Origin of the sequence: Aquimarina sp. EL_43 (assembly GCF_943422735.1) — a bacterium.
GTDB lineage: Bacteria > Bacteroidota > Bacteroidia > Flavobacteriales > Flavobacteriaceae > Aquimarina > Aquimarina megaterium.
Genome location: NZ_CALSBR010000001.1, coordinates 123,509 through 140,491 on the forward strand (window position 1 = coordinate 123,509; position 16,983 = coordinate 140,491).

The window sequence follows — 16,983 nt, forward strand, 5'->3', positions numbered from 1 at the left end:
TTATGAGTACATCACTTAAATGCGTCATTATAGATGATGAAAAAATGGCAAGAAATAGCTTAAAAGTTCTATTACAAAACTATTGCCCAGAAGTAGAAGTGATTGGCGAAGGGTGGGACAAAACATCAATGAGAAAACTCTTCAAAGAATTTAATCCCGATATTGTGTTTTTAGACATTCAGTTAGGAAACAGTACTATTTTTGATATGATCCCTAGTCATGAGCTTATGGATTTCAAAATAATTTTCATATCTGCGCATGATGAATATGCATTAAAAGGGTACAAGTATGATGCTATTGATTATCTTTTAAAGCCAGTAGACCCAATAAAACTAAAAGAAGCTGTTAACAAGGTAACTCAATATATAAGTAAAGAAGCAGCTTCTAAGAGCAGTGTAGAAGAAAACTTAAAAAACCTGTATAATTTAAGAGAATCTCCACAGATCACATTATCAGATGCCAGAGGGTTACATGTTATCAAAATTGAAGATATTATGTATTGTATTGCAGAGGGCAACTACACTTCTATAATTCTTAATAATCAACCACAGATGGTAGTATCAAAAAATCTTAAGTTTTTTGAGGAAAAGCTAACACAACCTAACTTTTTCAGGATCCATAAATCTAATCTTATCAATATCCATTACCTCAAATTATTAAGTAATGATGATGGAGGGCATATTGTAATGAGTGACGGAAAAACATTATCTATCTCCAGAGATAAGAAACGAGAACTTCTTAAACGCATCTAAAAACACTCCTGTTATTTATATCGTACTGTATTATTATAAAATAATAAAAGACTACCAAAAGGCAGTCTTTTATCTATATCTAAATATACTTTCGACCGGCAAATTAGTAAAGGTAGTTTAATGCTACCCTATCCAGATTACTCCACTCTCCATCGGTATTTGCAGGGTAACAAGCATTCATTATAGAATTTGGGTCACCACCAGGACCAGCTGTTCCCGGAATATATACAAGACCAACATTACTTACTCCTTCATTACTATTTTCTCCACACGTTTTTCTGGTATCCCAATCTGTATGTCTAAATCCTATACAGTGCCCAATTTCGTGCGCTAATAAATGTTCTAGTTGCTGATTTGTTTGTGTTAAATTAGCTCCGTTATTAATTCTAACTCTTGTAAAAGGATATCCATTACTAGGAAAACCTGCAATCCCTGCAGATCTGTTTGGATCTGGATTTATGCTATTATCTACATACACCAAGATATCATTAGGTCCCCAGTTTGTTCCAAAAGATACGATAAACCTAATACTAAGGTTTTCATTATTGTAATTATTAACAGCATACTGCAGACCTGTTCGTGCAGTAGAACTTAATCCATATTGATTATTACCCGTATACCCCACTACACGAATAACATTAGTTGATGTTACCAAATTATTAGTTCTATACTGCTTATTTTGAATCCCACCGTGAAGCCCCATATCCATTATTTGAGACTTTGACAACATGATATCATCTTCAATACGATACATTGTTTTTTTAGTGCCGTCAATATCATTAACCATTACTTTTTCTATGCCGTTAGGATTAAAATGTAATGTTGTGATTTTGTTTAAAACATCTTTTTCAACAACCAAAGAGGATTCTTCAACGGGAGTATTAACATGGTCTTTATCGCAAGACACCAGCGTTAGTGTAATAGCCATTGCAGTGGCTATCACTAAAGATTTGATTCTTCTCATTCTAAATAAAAGTTAAGTTTGTGTTATTTTATTGTGATAAATTTAACATTCCATTTACATAACGAAAAATTTTTTTATTAACAAATTGATGATAAGTCACATTTTTCTTACTGTAATACAGTAGTTTACACAAAACAAAAAAGTCGCTTCAAAAAAGCATTTCTATACTCTATAAGTGTAAAATTATCACCTCTTTTCTTCTTTAATAACTACGTAAATAGTTAAATAACTATAAAAATAGTTGTAAAACTAGAATTATAGTTATACTTTTGATCATTATTAATACTCTCTTATGGAAAAACTTACTAATAAAGAAGAAGAAATCATGCAGGCATTATGGAAGCTAAAAAAAGCTTTCGCAAAAGAGGTTCAGGCCGAATTAAATCATGCCGTACATTACAACACCGTATCCACGATTATACGTAATCTTGAGGATAAAAAATATGTAGGTCATCAAGCATATGGGAAAACACATCAGTACTTCCCTATTATTACAAAAGAAGAATATCGCAGCAATTTTGTAAGTAAAGCCATGAAACAATATTTTAACGACTCGTATAAAAACATGGTTTCCTTTTTTGCTAAAGAAGAGAAAATAACTGCAGATGAGTTAAGAGAGATTTTAAAAGTAATAGAAAAAGAAAAATAAGCTATGGAAACCTTCTTAATTTATCTTTTAAAAGCCAGTATTTTACTTTCGACATTTTACGGAGTTTATTTTTTACTACTTAGAAAAGACACCTTTTTCACAATAAACAGGCATTTTCTATTGGTTGGTATCATCACATCTATACTATTACCATTCATAGAATTTACAACTATTAAGTTTATTGAAAATCCGGATTTTTATGTAACAGGAACACATCTATCTGCTTCAGAAAATGCAATTCCCGAAACTATAAACTGGTGGTTAATTGGATCTATACTTTATGGCCTGGGAGCCCTTATATTTCTATCTCGTTTTGGCCTGCAACTGTTATCCTTAAAGAAATTACTAGCACATCATCAAGGCAGAAAAAAAGACGGTTTCAACTTTATTGAAGTTACTCAGGATATCGCTCCTTTTTCTTTTTTTAATACGATCGTATACAATCCAGTATTACATTCTCGAGAAGAATTAGATATGATTCTAAAACATGAAAAAATACATGTTCAGCAATTTCATACTCTTGATTTAATACTAGTGAACCTTCTTCTCATATTTCAATGGGTAAATCCTTTTGCCTGGTTATACAAAAAAAACCTGGAGCAGAACCTAGAATTTATCGCCGATCGAGAAGCTATAAACCAAATGACATCTAGAAAAGAGTATCAATTAACTTTACTAAAAGTATCATCAAATAATTACTCTACCATTACTAATAATTTTTATCAATCATTAATCAAAAAACGAATTATTATGCTAAACAAACAAAGTTCTCAAAGTAAGAAATTATGGAAAATCACTGTTATTCTTCCCTTATTAAGTCTATTTTTATGGAGTTTTAACACCCGGGAAGTTGTTAGAATCAAACAGGATACAAAAACAAACCAAAAAGCTTCAGAAAATATTGTCATTCAAGAAAGAGGAAAAAAGATTATTGAATTTATAGTCGACAAAAGCTCTTCAAAAGAAGATCTCAATAAAGTCAAAAACACTCTAAAAAATGACTACAGCCTTGAAGTTAAATTTTCTGGTATTAAGCGAAATGATGCTAATGAAATTACGAGCATTAAAGTAGACATATCCTCTAAAAAAGGAACGACCAACTACGCCATATCAAATGACACCCCAATTAATTCTTTTGCCATTATATACAATAGTGAAACTGGTAAAATCGAAATTGGACAATCCGGAAATAGCTCAAATTACGTGTGGGTGGTTGATAAGGATGGTAAAACCAAAAAAGGAAAAACAATGAAAATCCATTCTGGTGATAAGAAAAATGAGTTCATTTTTAGCGATGGAGATCAAAAAGATATTTATGAGATACACACCAATGACAACAAAACCTTTGCTTACATTACTGGTGATAGAGACGGTGAACCATTAATTTATATAGATGGGAAAAAAACGACCAAAAAAGAAATGGAAAAATTAGATTCTGATACCATAGAAATGATGAATGTCCTTAAAGGAAAATCTGCTATTAAAAAATATGGTGATAAAGCAAAAAATGGAGTAATCGAAATTACTACCAAAAAGAACTAACTCAATCCAGACATAAATCTTTAAAAAACTCACTTCCTTCAAGTGAGTTTTTTGTATTTTTGACCATGCAAAAACATTTCTTTTCGTTTATCGCCAAACTTAATAAAGTAATTCTACCGAGTTTTACCAAAAAGCGCCTGGATCTTGCTAAAGCATCCAAATTACAACTTCTCATATTTGGATGGCGACTATATGTTACCAAAAGAGCTTTGGGGTAACACCATAGTCTTATCCATAAAAAAATACTTCTTTTTGCAACACTAGCAACTCTTTTTCGTAATTAAAGAAGAAGTAATATCATCTATAAATAACCAAAAATATGTAGTATGAAAAAATGGATCATTATGGGAATCAGCATGCTAGGTATGCTCTCCTTAACCGCATTTACAACAAATTCTAGTAAGGATTTGATAATTGATAACGTTCAACCTAACGAAATAACTGCGGTAATAAACAAAGACACCTCAGAAAAAGAATTAGAGGATTTAAAAGCATTCTTTTTAGAAAATGGTATCGAATTGCTTATCAAAAAAATAGAATTTAATGACAAAAAAGAGATTACCAGTCTAAGTATTGTTCTTAAAAAAGGAAATTCGAAAAGTCAATACTCTTCATCTTCTAAGACACCTATTTCTAAAATAGAATTGGGTTATAAAGATGGTAATTTGTATATCTCAAACTCTGGTATGTTTGACATTGCCGCCTGGAAAAATCAGTCGGGCTTTAGTCACATACAAATTGATATGGATAGCATTATGAAGAAGCATAATTTCGTTTTTGATTTTGATAAAGAGAATGACTCTTTATTTTATAAAGGGCATTTTGATGCACAAAAACTAAAGGATCAAATCATGAAATCTTTTACTTTTGAAGAAGACGAGGATGGAAACTTCTTTTTTAACGGACAGCAAATGCCGCATTTTCAAAACTTTAAATCCAAAAGATATAATTTTGTAGACAATCCTGATATTGAAAAGCTAATTATTATTGACGGAAAGGAAGCTGATTTTAACACTCTGGATACGCTTGCAAAGTCGGATAAGTTAGCCGAAGTAGATTTTCTTAAACCAGAAACTGCCATTAGTATTTATGGTGACAAAGCCAAAGATGGTGCTATTATAGCCACTACCAAAGAATAAATTTCTTATAAAAAACAATATAAGCCTTCATCTTTTTTGAAGGCTTTTTTTTATCATTAATATTTTAAAAGAGCAGATCTGGGAACATCTAGTTTATCTTTTCCGTTAAGAAATTCCAGCTCCATAATAAAATTGCATTGTACTACTACTCCACCCAGTTCTTTAACCAGATCACATACAGCTTTAGCAGTTCCTCCGGTAGCCAGTACATCATCATGAATCAACACATGTTCCCCGGCTTTGATAGCATCGATATGGATTTCTAATGTATCTTCTCCATATTCTAAGCCGTAACTCTTTGATTTTACATCATAGGGCAACTTTCCTTTTTTTCGAACAGGTATAAATCCTGCTTGTAAACGTTCTGCAATCATACTTCCAATAATAAATCCTCTGGCTTCTATACCAATTACCTTATCAATCTTAATACCGTCTGGACATAAACCAACTAATTGATCTGCGCAACTTACCAAAGCTTTGTGATTTGCTAATAAAGGAGTAATGTCTTTAAATAAAATTCCAGGTTTGGGAAAGTCAGAAATATCCCTGATATAATCTTGTAAATTCATTGGCCGAAAATAATGAAAATAAAAAAAAGAGGCTAAAAAAAGATGAAAATCGCCTACAAAACGAAAATACGATGCAAAATCGCTCTACAAAAGTTTCATTTTATAACAATAAAAGCATTTTTTAATTACATTTATCAACCAATATCAAGCAAATGTGATTACACCCTAAAACAGTTATCGTTTTTTTTAGTTACAAAATCATAATCACTTTCACAGATTTCAATAAAAATATTTTGCCCATAATTTTCTTTCAGATATATTAAAAAGACAATATAGAAATACCATTAATTTTAACTATAAAAATCTAGAAATCATGTAAACAAAACTACTTTCTTCTGTACCTAAAAATTAAATCAATTAATCATTTCTAAAACCATTTAATATGCTAACATTTATAGGAATCGTGATGATTCTTACAGGAATCATAATGCTCATAATCAAACCTCTTTTTTCAAATTCAAAAATTATAAATTGGTTCACCAAGTCGCGTAATTTTAAATTAATTGGATTCGGTTTTGTGCTAAGTGTGATCTCTGGTATGTTTTTTTATGCAGAACCTGGTACTGCCTATGCAGTACAATATCCTTGGGGTACCCAAAAAGCTGTTGTACATCAAGGTATCAATACCAAAATGTGGGGACGTTTGATCCCTATACAATTCGAACTTCCTATCAAATATGTAATTCCAAATAAAGATAGTGGTGAGCTCGGAGAACAAAGTAAATATGCCAATGTTGATGTGGCAAAATACTGGGCATTTAGCGATGCTGTAAAAGCAAGAATTGCAACTTCGGTAGTAATTAGTATTAATACTACAGATGAATCACAATTCTTATCTGTTGCAGACCGTAATAAAACCGAAAAAAACCTTATTCGATCACGTATCATCCCTAATATAGATCAATCTATTAAGAATACATGTAAATTAATGGATGCTCAGGATTATATCTCTGGACAAGCTTCTGATTTTGATCGATATTTTAAAGATCAGTTAGAAAACGGCATGTATGTACTAGAAGAATACATAGCCAACGAAAACAGAGAATTGATTGGCGATAGCAGTGTAGTGAGAACTATCGTAAATAAAGAATCTAAACAAAAACGTTTTAAGATCAAATACGTAAATGGAGAGCCTGTACGAGAAAAAGGAAACTCTTTAAAAGCTTATGGTCTTACCGTGGTACAAGCTGTGGTTACCGAAATTGATTGGGAAAGCACCTTTGATAAACGATTACAATTACAAAAAGAAGAGGTAGCACAAACACAATTAGAAAAACAACAAGCAGAGCGTGAATTCTATCGTGCTCAAAAAGAAACAGCAAAGGGTGAAGCTGAGAAAGCAACAGAACGTGCCCGACTAGAAAAAGAGCAAATTCAAAAAACTATCGAAGCCGAAACAAAGGCCAAAGTAGCAGAATTTAATCTTATCGAAGAGCGTAAGAATTATGAAGTTGCCCAGTTTAAAGCCAAAACACAAAAAACCATGGCAGATGCACAGTCTTATGAAAATGCTAAACTGGTAAGTGCAGGTCTTACTCCACAAGAACGTGCCGAGTGGGAATATAAGACTTCTGTAAATATAGCCAGAGAGCTTAAAGAACTAAAACTACCAGAGATTTATATACAGGATGGTGGCAAACAAGATGCTAATGGAAATTTATTACAATCACTAATTGGTGCAGATCTTGCAAAAAAAATGATGACCAGAAAAAGTCAATAAATTAACTTGCATATAGCATAACTGTGTTTTAACACACATACTATCAAGCTACTCGAATCTTGTTTTTAGATCTTATTTATCTAAAACCTGTCGAGTAGCTTTTTTCTGTTTGCGAAAAAGTCTATATAAATTTTGCCAGCAATATAAAAAACAACTATATTTGCACCCGCAAAAAGGCCTCGTAGCATAACTGAATAGTGCACTTGATTACGGCTCAAGAGGTTGCAGGTTTGAATCCTGCCGAGGTCACAACAAGCAAGAAACCACGTCCAAAAGACGTGGTTTTTTATTTTATGGAAAAACCAAACGTAGTTTGAAGTTTTGGAATAAAATAAAGAACTAGAGTAACAACTCGTGGTTTCTTATTTGCAACCGTGAGTTTTAATTAGGATCATTATTAAATAATCCTGCCGAGGTCACGAATGAATCACAAAAAATGTGAATTACAAAGTGAGTTTCAGATCTGATTTCAAATATTCAAATTCTTTAGAGCCTCCTACATAAATAGTTCTCTTATTGTCATTATTAAGTGATCTTATCACAGTCCTTTTAATTATGAATCTGAGAATTCAAATCTCCATAATTAAAAAAATAACTTACTCTTATTATATTATAAATAAAGACCACCAAAAAAAATATTTCTCAGGCAGTCTTTGTGCATTGATTAACAAACACTACGCATTAACTAACTCTATTAGCACTTTTTTCATTAGTTTTATCTAATACCTAGATTTAAATAGAACTATAGATTTAACATGCTAAATAATACATTGTATTAATTTTATATAGCGTACTATTTCTTAATAATTTGCTTAGTAATTATTCCTTTTTCATAAGGAATTTTCATAAAATACAACCCAGGGATGCATTCAGAAATGTCTATCGTCGTCATACCAAAAATGGGATTTAAAGTACCGTTTTTTATAACTTTTCCTTTAACATCTACAATATGGATCGGTAAACCATTCATAGAGGGTTGTACCTGAATCATAATTTTGTCTAAGACCGGATTAGGGAAAATATAGACTTCTAACTGATTAAGTACTTTTTTTTCATTGACTTCTTCTTTACAAATGGGTGCTACATCACTATTACTAAAATATATAGTAACGTTTCTACTTTTAGAAACAAGAACAAAGTTCTGGTCATCCAAAGTTACATAATATGAATCATCCAGATTAGGAAAACCTGTGTCAGACAAGGTAATTGAAGGGCTTGAAGTGTTTAAGTTTTGGCTTGTTATTTTACTTTTTAAATCATTCCACCAATTAGGAATCCCGTTTGTAGTATTCATAGACAACTGCCATAAGCCATTATTAGGCAGGTCCCAATTTACGCTAAAACTGGCCATATTGCTTAGGTCAGGACCATTGGTTCCTAATATATGAACCTTGGTGTACGTTGCATTCGTAATACTAGGTAATGGGTTTGCTAATGGTGTTCCAAAATCACAAAGATCACCGTTTCCTGGTTCAGTAACAATAATAATACCGGTTGATATACTATTATTACCAGCAGTATCCGAAACAGTTAACGTTACAGAATAAGTATCTACATTAGTAAAAGTATGCGATGTGGCGATCCCTGTAGCTGTGGTTCCGTCTCCAAAATCCCAGGAATACGATAGTGGATCATTTTCAGGGTCTGAAGAATCGGATGCATCAAACTGAACTGTTAGTGGCGCATCTCCAGAAGACACGTCATTTGTAAATCTAGCTGTTGGCGGCAAATTCTCTCCCACAATATTTGGGATTAATGGTGCAAAATGAGGTCGTAGGACGTCCATCTTCCATTGGTTCACTGAAAACCAATCATCTTTCAAAATCCCACCTGTATCCCCTGAGTTAGGATTCATCGTCCAGAAAGTCCAGGAATAAATATCTCCCATAAAATTCATCCACTCTGTAAACCAGGTATAGGCAGCTCCTCCAAAAGCTCCTTGGTTTCTGATTCCAAACTCTCCAGCAAATATGGGAGAAATTTCTTCTTCATACAGGTAATGAAAATTTTCCTGCCATATTCCAGGCATATTTTGAGGAAAATTAGCTGCTCCAAACCAATCTTGATTAAACACTTCTGGGCCATACTCATGAGCAGAATACATTAGTTTATTTTGATTAGAAAGCTGAATTGGATATTTTCTGGCTCCCATCAACTGGCCGCCCCACCAGTAAGAATTTCCTTCAAATTCTCCAACTCCTTCTACAATAATCAATACATTTGGGTTAACCTCTAAGATAGCATTTCCGCATCGTTCTGCAGCTTTATTCCAATCTGTTGCCGGATTACTGTTCCCCCAGGTAGATCCATGAGGTTCATTATTTAAATCCATAGCAACAACAGCTGAAAAATCTTTATATCTTTCTGCTATAAAAATCCAATCATTAATCCAACGATTCTCAGAATACACATTTGTATACCAAAGAGCTTCGTTAAGAAAACCATCTGCTGCCCTTGAATGATTATCCAAAACTATTTTGATATCATTATCCTGACACCATTGTACCATAGCATCCATTAGTTCTATAGGTGTCGTTAATTTTGATTCTTCTTCATTCATAGGAGAAATTCCTGTATATGGATCGGTTCCAAATGAATTGATATTGATCGTAGATCCGGGATTAAGCATCTCGTTGCACCAAGGTACTCTGATCGTATTAAACCCTAAATCTTTTATTTGCCGAAGTACACTTTTCATATCTCTGGTCCAAATCCCATGAGGACTATATAAAGAAGTTTCAAAACCAAACCAGTTAACACCTGTTAACCGTACTTCTTTTCCTTCAGAATCAAATAATTTATTTCCCGATACAGAAAGCCAATTTTGTTGTTGGGCTATAGAACTTAAAGTTGCACCAAAAATTAATAGTGTAACCAATACTCGTTTTATTTGTTTAATTATGTTTTTCATGACGTGTTATGAAGATTATAAATTATAATACTATTACTGCCATTCAAAACGAAGCCGAATACTAAGATTGAACTTCGATTTTTGGCAGTTTGCTATACGTTTACATTAAATTAGATGAATTCAACTCATCATTTAATCACAACTTTACTTCTTATTACCTGATTAGAGGCAAAGTCTAAAATTTCTAAAATGTAATTGATTTGATCTACCGCAAAATTATTATACGTACTCGCTTTGGGTGTAGCTATTTTATCACTATAAACAAATTCAAGAAAAGCGGTATTAGCACTATGTCTTAAAGACCCCCAATTTGTTAAATGTGCTTGTCCTCCAGGGCTATAAGTAATTTTTTCTCCACTAACCCCTGTAGTCCAGTAATCAAAATGTCTTTCTGCATCATCTTTATATTCTAGCGCTCCCCAGGATAAAACTGTAGCCGAATAAGCCATTGGAAAACCAAATTTTACGTGATCGCCGGCATCATACCATCCTCCTGTAAGATCAACACCTACATCCGAACCATCGTTCAATGCAAAGTTTCCCCTCCAGTTTACCCTATTCCAATCGGGTATCGCTCCTGATTGTTGTGCTTTATAAAAGAAAAGCGATTTTTGTAATGCTTCTCCATAATTAAACTGCGCAATACAATGTGTACACCAAAAGCACCACAAAGCTATTGCAATAAGCTTCCTAATTTTTTTCATGAGATTCGTATTTTTAAGTTGGTATAAACCTTATGGTAAACTCAGTCGTTTTTGAAATAAACAACAAAAACGATTTCGCTTACTGTCTTATATACAAACAAGCTGTTAATCAAGCATTTATAGACACCTTTTTCCCGCAAACATTATACTTTTTTACCATACCATTTACACTATTATTGACATAGAAGTGATCGAAATTTTTATTTCCTTTTTGTTTTTAAATCATCAATCCATATTCAATCCTACTTCTATCGTACTAGTGTGCCTTACTTCATTTGAGTTTTAGCCGTAAAAAATTGCTTTTTTTGATACAAACTGTGTTAAAATTTAGCAAATACAGAGGCTAACTAGTTAATATACGCACAATTAGCATTAGCTTAATAGCATTATTAACTAACTTAAATTTATTTTTAACATGAAGAATTATAACCGTAAAAACGAGATTTTTACGGGGATAAATCCCCGTTTAAAAGATTGGTCATTACAGATTTTACTCTGTATAATCTTATTATTCTCACCTTTTCAGTCCATTTTCACACATGGTACAGTAACAAGTCCTCCCAGCCGAGTTTGGATTTGTTATCAAGAAGATCCCGAGAGTCCCGATTCACCAGCTTGTATCGCAGCAGTTCTCTCTCACGGAACACAAGCTTTCTACGATTGGAATGAGGTTGCAAGAATGGATGCACATGGTATGCATCAAGAAATTATTCCGGATGGTAACCTGGCCAGTGCTGGACGGCCAGATAAATATGGAGGATTGGATCAGGTAAGAAACGATTGGGTATCTACCTCTGTTACTCCTGGTCCATTTACAGTAACCTGGACTAATTCGGCTCCGCATCAAACATTATACTTTGATGTGTATATAACAAAAGCAGATTGGACACCAGATCAACCACTTACCTGGGACAGTCTGGAGCGTCTTGTACGTACCGGACCAAGACCTGCTTCTTCAATTGATAATATAGATGTTACATTACCAGAAAGAACAGGTAAGCATGTTATTTATAGTATCTGGCAGCGATCACTTACTGGAGAAGCTTTTTACTCAACAAGTGATGTTGATTTTGGAGGTGGGCCAAATAAACCTCCCGTGCCTTCGTTTAAAAGCAATAATGGTAGATGTGGTGGTCCTAATGTTACTTTTGACGCATCTGATTCTTATGATCCTGATGGAGACGAACTTACCTATACCTGGGACTTTGGCGATGGTAATACTGCTCAAGGTCCTACAGTTTCTCATAGCTATTCTAATATGAATAACGCAACGGTTACATTAACCGTAAGTGATGGAGAGTTCAGTAGTGGTATAGTCGAAACAATTAGCTTATTAGAAGAACCAGATTGTGTAGAACCTATTTGTCCTCTTGATACTCCTATTGCAACGGCATTACCTTCTTTAATCCAAACATATACAAATGTCCACGTATTAGGAGATAATGGTCCTAATCTAGATAGTATTACTATGTTTACCATAAATTGGGATTTAGCTAATAATGGTTTATACCTATTTTCTTTCAATTTAAATTCGGCTCCATGGTACATGAATTTTTCAAATGCTACGCAAAACTTTAATGGGCCTAATCCGGAAATTTCGTTAACAGGAACAGGTATTCCCGGTTTAGATGGAGATTATTATGTAACGATTGACCAAGGAAACTTTGCAATGGTTTCCAAAGACGATGCGCATACTATCTATTTCAACAGTTCGTCAACAACGCCTGATTGTGGGGCTATAACAACCAGAACAAAAAAGACTAAAGAACTTTCTTTTGCTATGTTCCCGAACCCTGCAATTACAAATATTTCAATACGAAATAAAACAAATCTAAAAGGCAATGTAATTACTATTTACGATCTTACCGGAAAAGAAGTAAAATCCCTGACGATAATGGAAAATACAATGAATATGACTATTGATATTTCAGGAATTAAATCAGGATTATATATGGTGAGAATTTTAAACCCTTCCGGTGTAAGTAGTTCTCAAAAATTAATTATAAAGTAAGATCCTGATTAAAATAATTCAAACGATTTTAGAAAGATGATCAGAGTTATTCTGTTCCTTTCTTTTAACAAAAGAGGTTGTCTTGTCTTTGGACAACCTCTTTTTATTGAACCTGCAAGAAAAAGTCGAGCAATTTTCGAAGATATATGCTACATTTTTAAGTTTATAAAATTCTATTTCGATTGTTATGGGAGTTTTGTATCCCGAAGAAATAAATTTTAAGATTTCATAAATCACTTAAAATCGTACTGATAATTCTATTATCAAAATTGATAAAAAAGAAGATAACAAAATCACCACTGTTGATCGAGATAATTTTTTTGGGTTTTGGGATGGTTTTGGTTGTTTCTTTTTTGAAACAAAGCCAAGTGATTCTTTTTGTGATTCTCAAAACGGAGCTTTGCCAGGAAAGGTTATAATCAATCCTGCCGAGGTCACTAGGAGAAAGCTCCAAAACAAAAGTAACTTCATTTTTAGCATAATTTTCTTTTAATTATTTAATAATTAACAGTTTACACACATATAAATTGCCGTTTTTGACCATGTGTGATAACCACAAAATTAATACTGTTTTATTCTTATCGACAGTAATATACTGATTATCAGTATTTTAATATTTTAATTCTAACAAAAAAACATTAAAAAATCAACTACTTGATAACGAGTAGTTTATCACATTTGTTTAATTTAGAATACTAACTTTAATATATCAACACAAATGAAATCAACTAATTTAGCAACACTAGCTTTGCTGTTGGTCTTCTCTATGATGACCTATGGGCAACAAAATGAAAACAAAGCTTTTTATCACGGAAAAATATCCTCGGTAGAGTATGTTTCTCCAATGTCTTCCAGACCTCAAGATCTCCTACCTCCTGATAATTCTTTTAAGGAAGCAAAAGACAAAAGATCATTAGGAAACATGGTTGTATCCGGTAAAGATCCACAAACTACTAATGATTATTATGTAAAAAACAGGCATCAGAAATCGGCAAGTATGAGTCTAGCTGCTCCAAGTCTTGTATTTGATACCTATTCATCTAATTCTCAACCAACAGATCCATCATTAGCTGTTGGGCCAAATCATGTGTTTGTTGTTTACAACACAGGGTTTATGATTTATGATAAAGCAGGTAATCAATTAGTGGGGCAGACAGCTCCTAACCCTGCAATTTTTCCATCCGGAGGATGCTGTGACCTTACCGTTTCTTATGATAATGCCGCCGATAGGTGGGTATTGTCATTTTTGGGATCCGGAGCACAGGTAGCTATATCTGATGGGCCTGATCCAGTAAATGCCGGGTGGTATGTATACAATATATCATCAATTAGTGACTACCAAAAATTATCAATATGGAGTGATGGATATTATATTACGGATAATACTAGTAGTAATAACAAAATATGGGCATTAGAGAGATCTAAAATGTTAACAGGTGATTCTAATGCACAAATAGTAGGTTTCAATCTTCCGGGAATTGTTACTAGTGGTTTTTACAGCCCACAGGCGTTAAACGTAACTGATGCTAATTTACCAGCAGCTGGCGGTGCTACCATTGTATATATGCAGGATAATGCCTGGTCAGGAGTTTCTACCGATCATGTCAAATTATGGACTGTTAATGTAGATTGGAACAATTCAAATAATTCTACTATATCCAATCCACAGCAGATTAACACAACTCCTTTTATTGGTGTATTTGATGGAGGAAGTTTTTCTAACTTACCTCAACCTGGAGGAGGCGATACTATTGATGCATTACAAGCAACGATTATGAATCAGGCGCAATTCAGAAAATTTGCTACTTATAATTCTGCTATATTCAATTTTGTAGTAGATACCGATGGTGGATCTGGTAAGCTTGCCGGAGTACGCTGGTATGAATTCCGTCAAAGTGGAGATAATCAACCATGGTCTTTACACCAGGAAGGCACCTATACTGCTCCTGATGGAAGACACGCCTGGAACGCTAGTATGGCAATGGATGCACAAGGTAATATAGGTATGGGATATACATCTATGTCTGGTCCGAGTACCTCATCAACTGTTAGGGTAAGTTCATATTATACCGGAAGATTAAGTTCGGATCCTCTCGGTGTGATGACAGGAACAGAACAATTAATTTCTAACGGAAATGGTAATATTCCTAGTTTACGCTATGGAGATTACAGTAAAATAGATGTTGATCCATCTGATAATTCTTCATTTTGGTTTATAACCGAATACATGAAAAATGGTAGAAAAGGAGTTGTTGGAAAATTCCAAATACAATCAGGACCTGCTGATACGCAAGCGCCAACGAATCCAAGCAATTTGACAGCTAGCAATATCACTTCAAGCGGAGCAACTCTGAATTGGACAGCTTCTACAGATAATGTTGGTGTTACTCAATACAACATTTCTATAGGTGGTAATTCAGTAGGAACTTCTGCAAGTCCTACTTTTAATGTTACTGGTCTATCTCCATTGACCAATTATAATGCATCAGTAACAGCACAAGATGCAGCAGGAAATATCTCTGGAAGTGCTACCGTTTCTTTCACTACCTTAGAAGGAAGTGGAGTAACTTATTGTGACTCTGCAAGTACTAATGTAAATGATGAATATATTGGTAAAGTACAGGTTAATACCATTGATAATTCTTCGGGAGCTCAGTTTTATTCTGATTTTACATCGGTTTCTACAACCTTAAAAGAAGGACAAAGTTATGATATCACTGTAACCCCAACCTGGACAGGAACTACTTACGCTGAAGGGTATGCTGTTTGGATTGATTATAATAACAATGGGGACTTTACAGACTCTGGAGAATTGGTATGGTCTAAAGCAGCTTCGACCGATACTAACAATACTGGATCATTTACGATACCAAGTGGAACGGCTCAAACTTCAGTAAGAATGAGAGTGTCTATGAAATATAACGCTATTCCTACTTCATGTGAAACCTTTACGTATGGAGAAGTAGAAGACTATACGATCAATCTGGAACAAGGGACCACAGGAGGGGTAACCTATTGTGATTCTGCAAGTACCAATGTAAATGATGAATATATTGGTAAAGTACAGGTTAATACGATTGATAATTCTTCGGGAGCTCAGTTTTATTCTGATTTTACATCGGTTTCTACAACCTTAAAAGAAGGACAAAGTTATGATATCACTGTAACTCCAACCTGGACAGGAACTACATACGCTGAAGGATATGCTGTTTGGATTGATTATAACAACAATGGTGACTTTACAGACTCTGGAGAATTGGTATGGTCCAAAGCAGCTTCGACCGATACTAACAATACTGGATCATTTACGGTACCAAGTGGAACGGCTCAAACTTCAGTAAGAATGAGAGTGTCTATGAAATATAACGCTATTCCCACTTCATGTGAAACCTTCACGTATGGAGAAGTAGAAGACTATACGGTCAACCTGGGGAACCGCTCGAATGAGCAGAATAGTGGAGATCTATTAAGAACGTTTACAGAAAACTCTCTTAACAATATTAAATTACATCCTAACCCTGTAAATGCTCAACTTAACATAAAGATTTTAAAAGGTAGATTTGAAAGAATCACCATATTCTCTTCTACTGGTACAATTGTAAAAGAGATTAATCCGGAAATTGATTCTTTATCCATAGATGTATCTAAGTTTACTTCAGGAATGTACTTTGTACGATTCGTTGAAAACGGACTGGCGGTAACCAAAAGATTCATAAAGAAATAACCAAATAAGCTTGTTTTTTTACGATAATAACTACCTGAAAATTTATAAAAAGTATCTTCAAACTTTAATTCATTTTTCAGGTAGTTTTTTGTGATTCTCAAAGCGGAGCTTTGTCAGGAAAGGTTGTAATCAATCCTAAAGTTCTCGTTATTCAAATCAAATCATTTTAAAATGTTAATGAAAAATTAAATTTATAATACACTCCTGTCTTTTTTGTATTTTCAAACAAAATTACCTCTTAATCAGAATTCTATATGGATACTGATATGAGGTTTTTTATTTTTAACATAGTTATCAT

At 33.6% G+C, this 16,983-nt stretch carries 12 protein-coding genes and 1 tRNA gene; 9 read left to right on the forward strand and 4 right to left on the reverse strand.

What is annotated here, in order from left to right; genetic code table 11:
* The first annotated feature begins 2 nt into the window (after positions 1-2).
* Positions 3-752 (forward strand): LytTR family DNA-binding domain-containing protein, encoded by a 750-nt coding sequence (locus NNL09_RS00605; protein WP_025666661.1) that lies wholly within the window; start codon positions 3-5, stop codon positions 750-752.
* A 103-nt stretch (positions 753-855) separates the two neighbouring features.
* On the opposite strand, the gene NNL09_RS00610 is transcribed toward NNL09_RS00605, so the two are convergent.
* Complete coding sequence (locus tag NNL09_RS00610) at positions 856-1,716, reverse strand: M57 family metalloprotease (RefSeq protein WP_196910612.1); 861 nt, start codon at positions 1,714-1,716, stop codon at positions 856-858.
* 292 nt (positions 1,717-2,008) lie between these two features.
* Here NNL09_RS00610 and NNL09_RS00615 point away from each other — a divergent pair, with 292 nt between their 5' ends.
* From NNL09_RS00615 to NNL09_RS00630, 4 genes are all read left to right on the forward strand, one after another.
* The gene (locus tag NNL09_RS00615) at positions 2,009-2,365 is read left to right on the forward strand and encodes a BlaI/MecI/CopY family transcriptional regulator (RefSeq protein ID WP_025666659.1); all 357 of its coding nucleotides are present in this window, start codon (positions 2,009-2,011) and stop codon (positions 2,363-2,365) included.
* 3 nt (positions 2,366-2,368) lie between these two features.
* Positions 2,369-3,907 (forward strand): M56 family metallopeptidase, encoded by a 1,539-nt coding sequence (locus NNL09_RS00620; RefSeq protein ID WP_196910613.1) that lies wholly within the window; start codon positions 2,369-2,371, stop codon positions 3,905-3,907.
* 65 nt (positions 3,908-3,972) lie between these two features.
* Positions 3,973-4,125 (forward strand): hypothetical protein, encoded by a 153-nt coding sequence (locus tag NNL09_RS00625; protein ID WP_025666657.1) that lies wholly within the window; start codon positions 3,973-3,975, stop codon positions 4,123-4,125.
* Positions 4,126-4,233: 108 nt separating this feature from the next.
* On the forward strand, positions 4,234-5,046 hold the full coding sequence (locus NNL09_RS00630) for a hypothetical protein (protein WP_025666656.1): 813 nt from the start codon (positions 4,234-4,236) through the stop codon (positions 5,044-5,046).
* A gap of 56 nt (positions 5,047-5,102) precedes the next feature.
* Here NNL09_RS00630 and NNL09_RS00635 read toward each other — a convergent pair whose 3' ends face one another.
* Positions 5,103-5,615, reverse strand: coding sequence for an adenine phosphoribosyltransferase (locus tag NNL09_RS00635; RefSeq protein ID WP_025666655.1), 513 nt, complete (start codon positions 5,613-5,615; stop codon positions 5,103-5,105).
* A 382-nt stretch (positions 5,616-5,997) separates the two neighbouring features.
* Between NNL09_RS00635 and NNL09_RS00640 the strand changes: the two genes are divergently transcribed.
* The gene (locus tag NNL09_RS00640) at positions 5,998-7,335 is read left to right on the forward strand and encodes an SPFH domain-containing protein (protein WP_025666654.1); all 1,338 of its coding nucleotides are present in this window, start codon (positions 5,998-6,000) and stop codon (positions 7,333-7,335) included.
* 175 nt (positions 7,336-7,510) lie between these two features.
* A tRNA-Arg gene (locus NNL09_RS00645) sits at positions 7,511-7,584 on the forward strand.
* A gap of 544 nt (positions 7,585-8,128) precedes the next feature.
* Here the strand turns inward: NNL09_RS00645 and NNL09_RS00650 are convergent.
* Entirely contained in the window at positions 8,129-10,246 is a 2,118-nt protein-coding gene (locus tag NNL09_RS00650; RefSeq protein ID WP_196910614.1) for a cellulase family glycosylhydrolase, read from the reverse strand.
* Positions 10,247-10,374: 128 nt separating this feature from the next.
* Positions 10,375-10,950: a glycoside hydrolase family 9 protein gene (locus NNL09_RS00655; protein ID WP_196910615.1), complete on the reverse strand. Its 576-nt coding sequence runs from the start codon at positions 10,948-10,950 to the stop codon at positions 10,375-10,377.
* Between the two features lie 415 nt (positions 10,951-11,365).
* Here NNL09_RS00655 and NNL09_RS00660 point away from each other — a divergent pair, with 415 nt between their 5' ends.
* The gene (locus NNL09_RS00660) at positions 11,366-12,961 is read left to right on the forward strand and encodes a lytic polysaccharide monooxygenase (protein WP_196910616.1); all 1,596 of its coding nucleotides are present in this window, start codon (positions 11,366-11,368) and stop codon (positions 12,959-12,961) included.
* A gap of 718 nt (positions 12,962-13,679) precedes the next feature.
* Positions 13,680-16,685 (forward strand): GEVED domain-containing protein, encoded by a 3,006-nt coding sequence (locus NNL09_RS00665; RefSeq protein WP_196910617.1) that lies wholly within the window; start codon positions 13,680-13,682, stop codon positions 16,683-16,685.
* Positions 16,686-16,983: the final 298 nt, after the last annotated feature.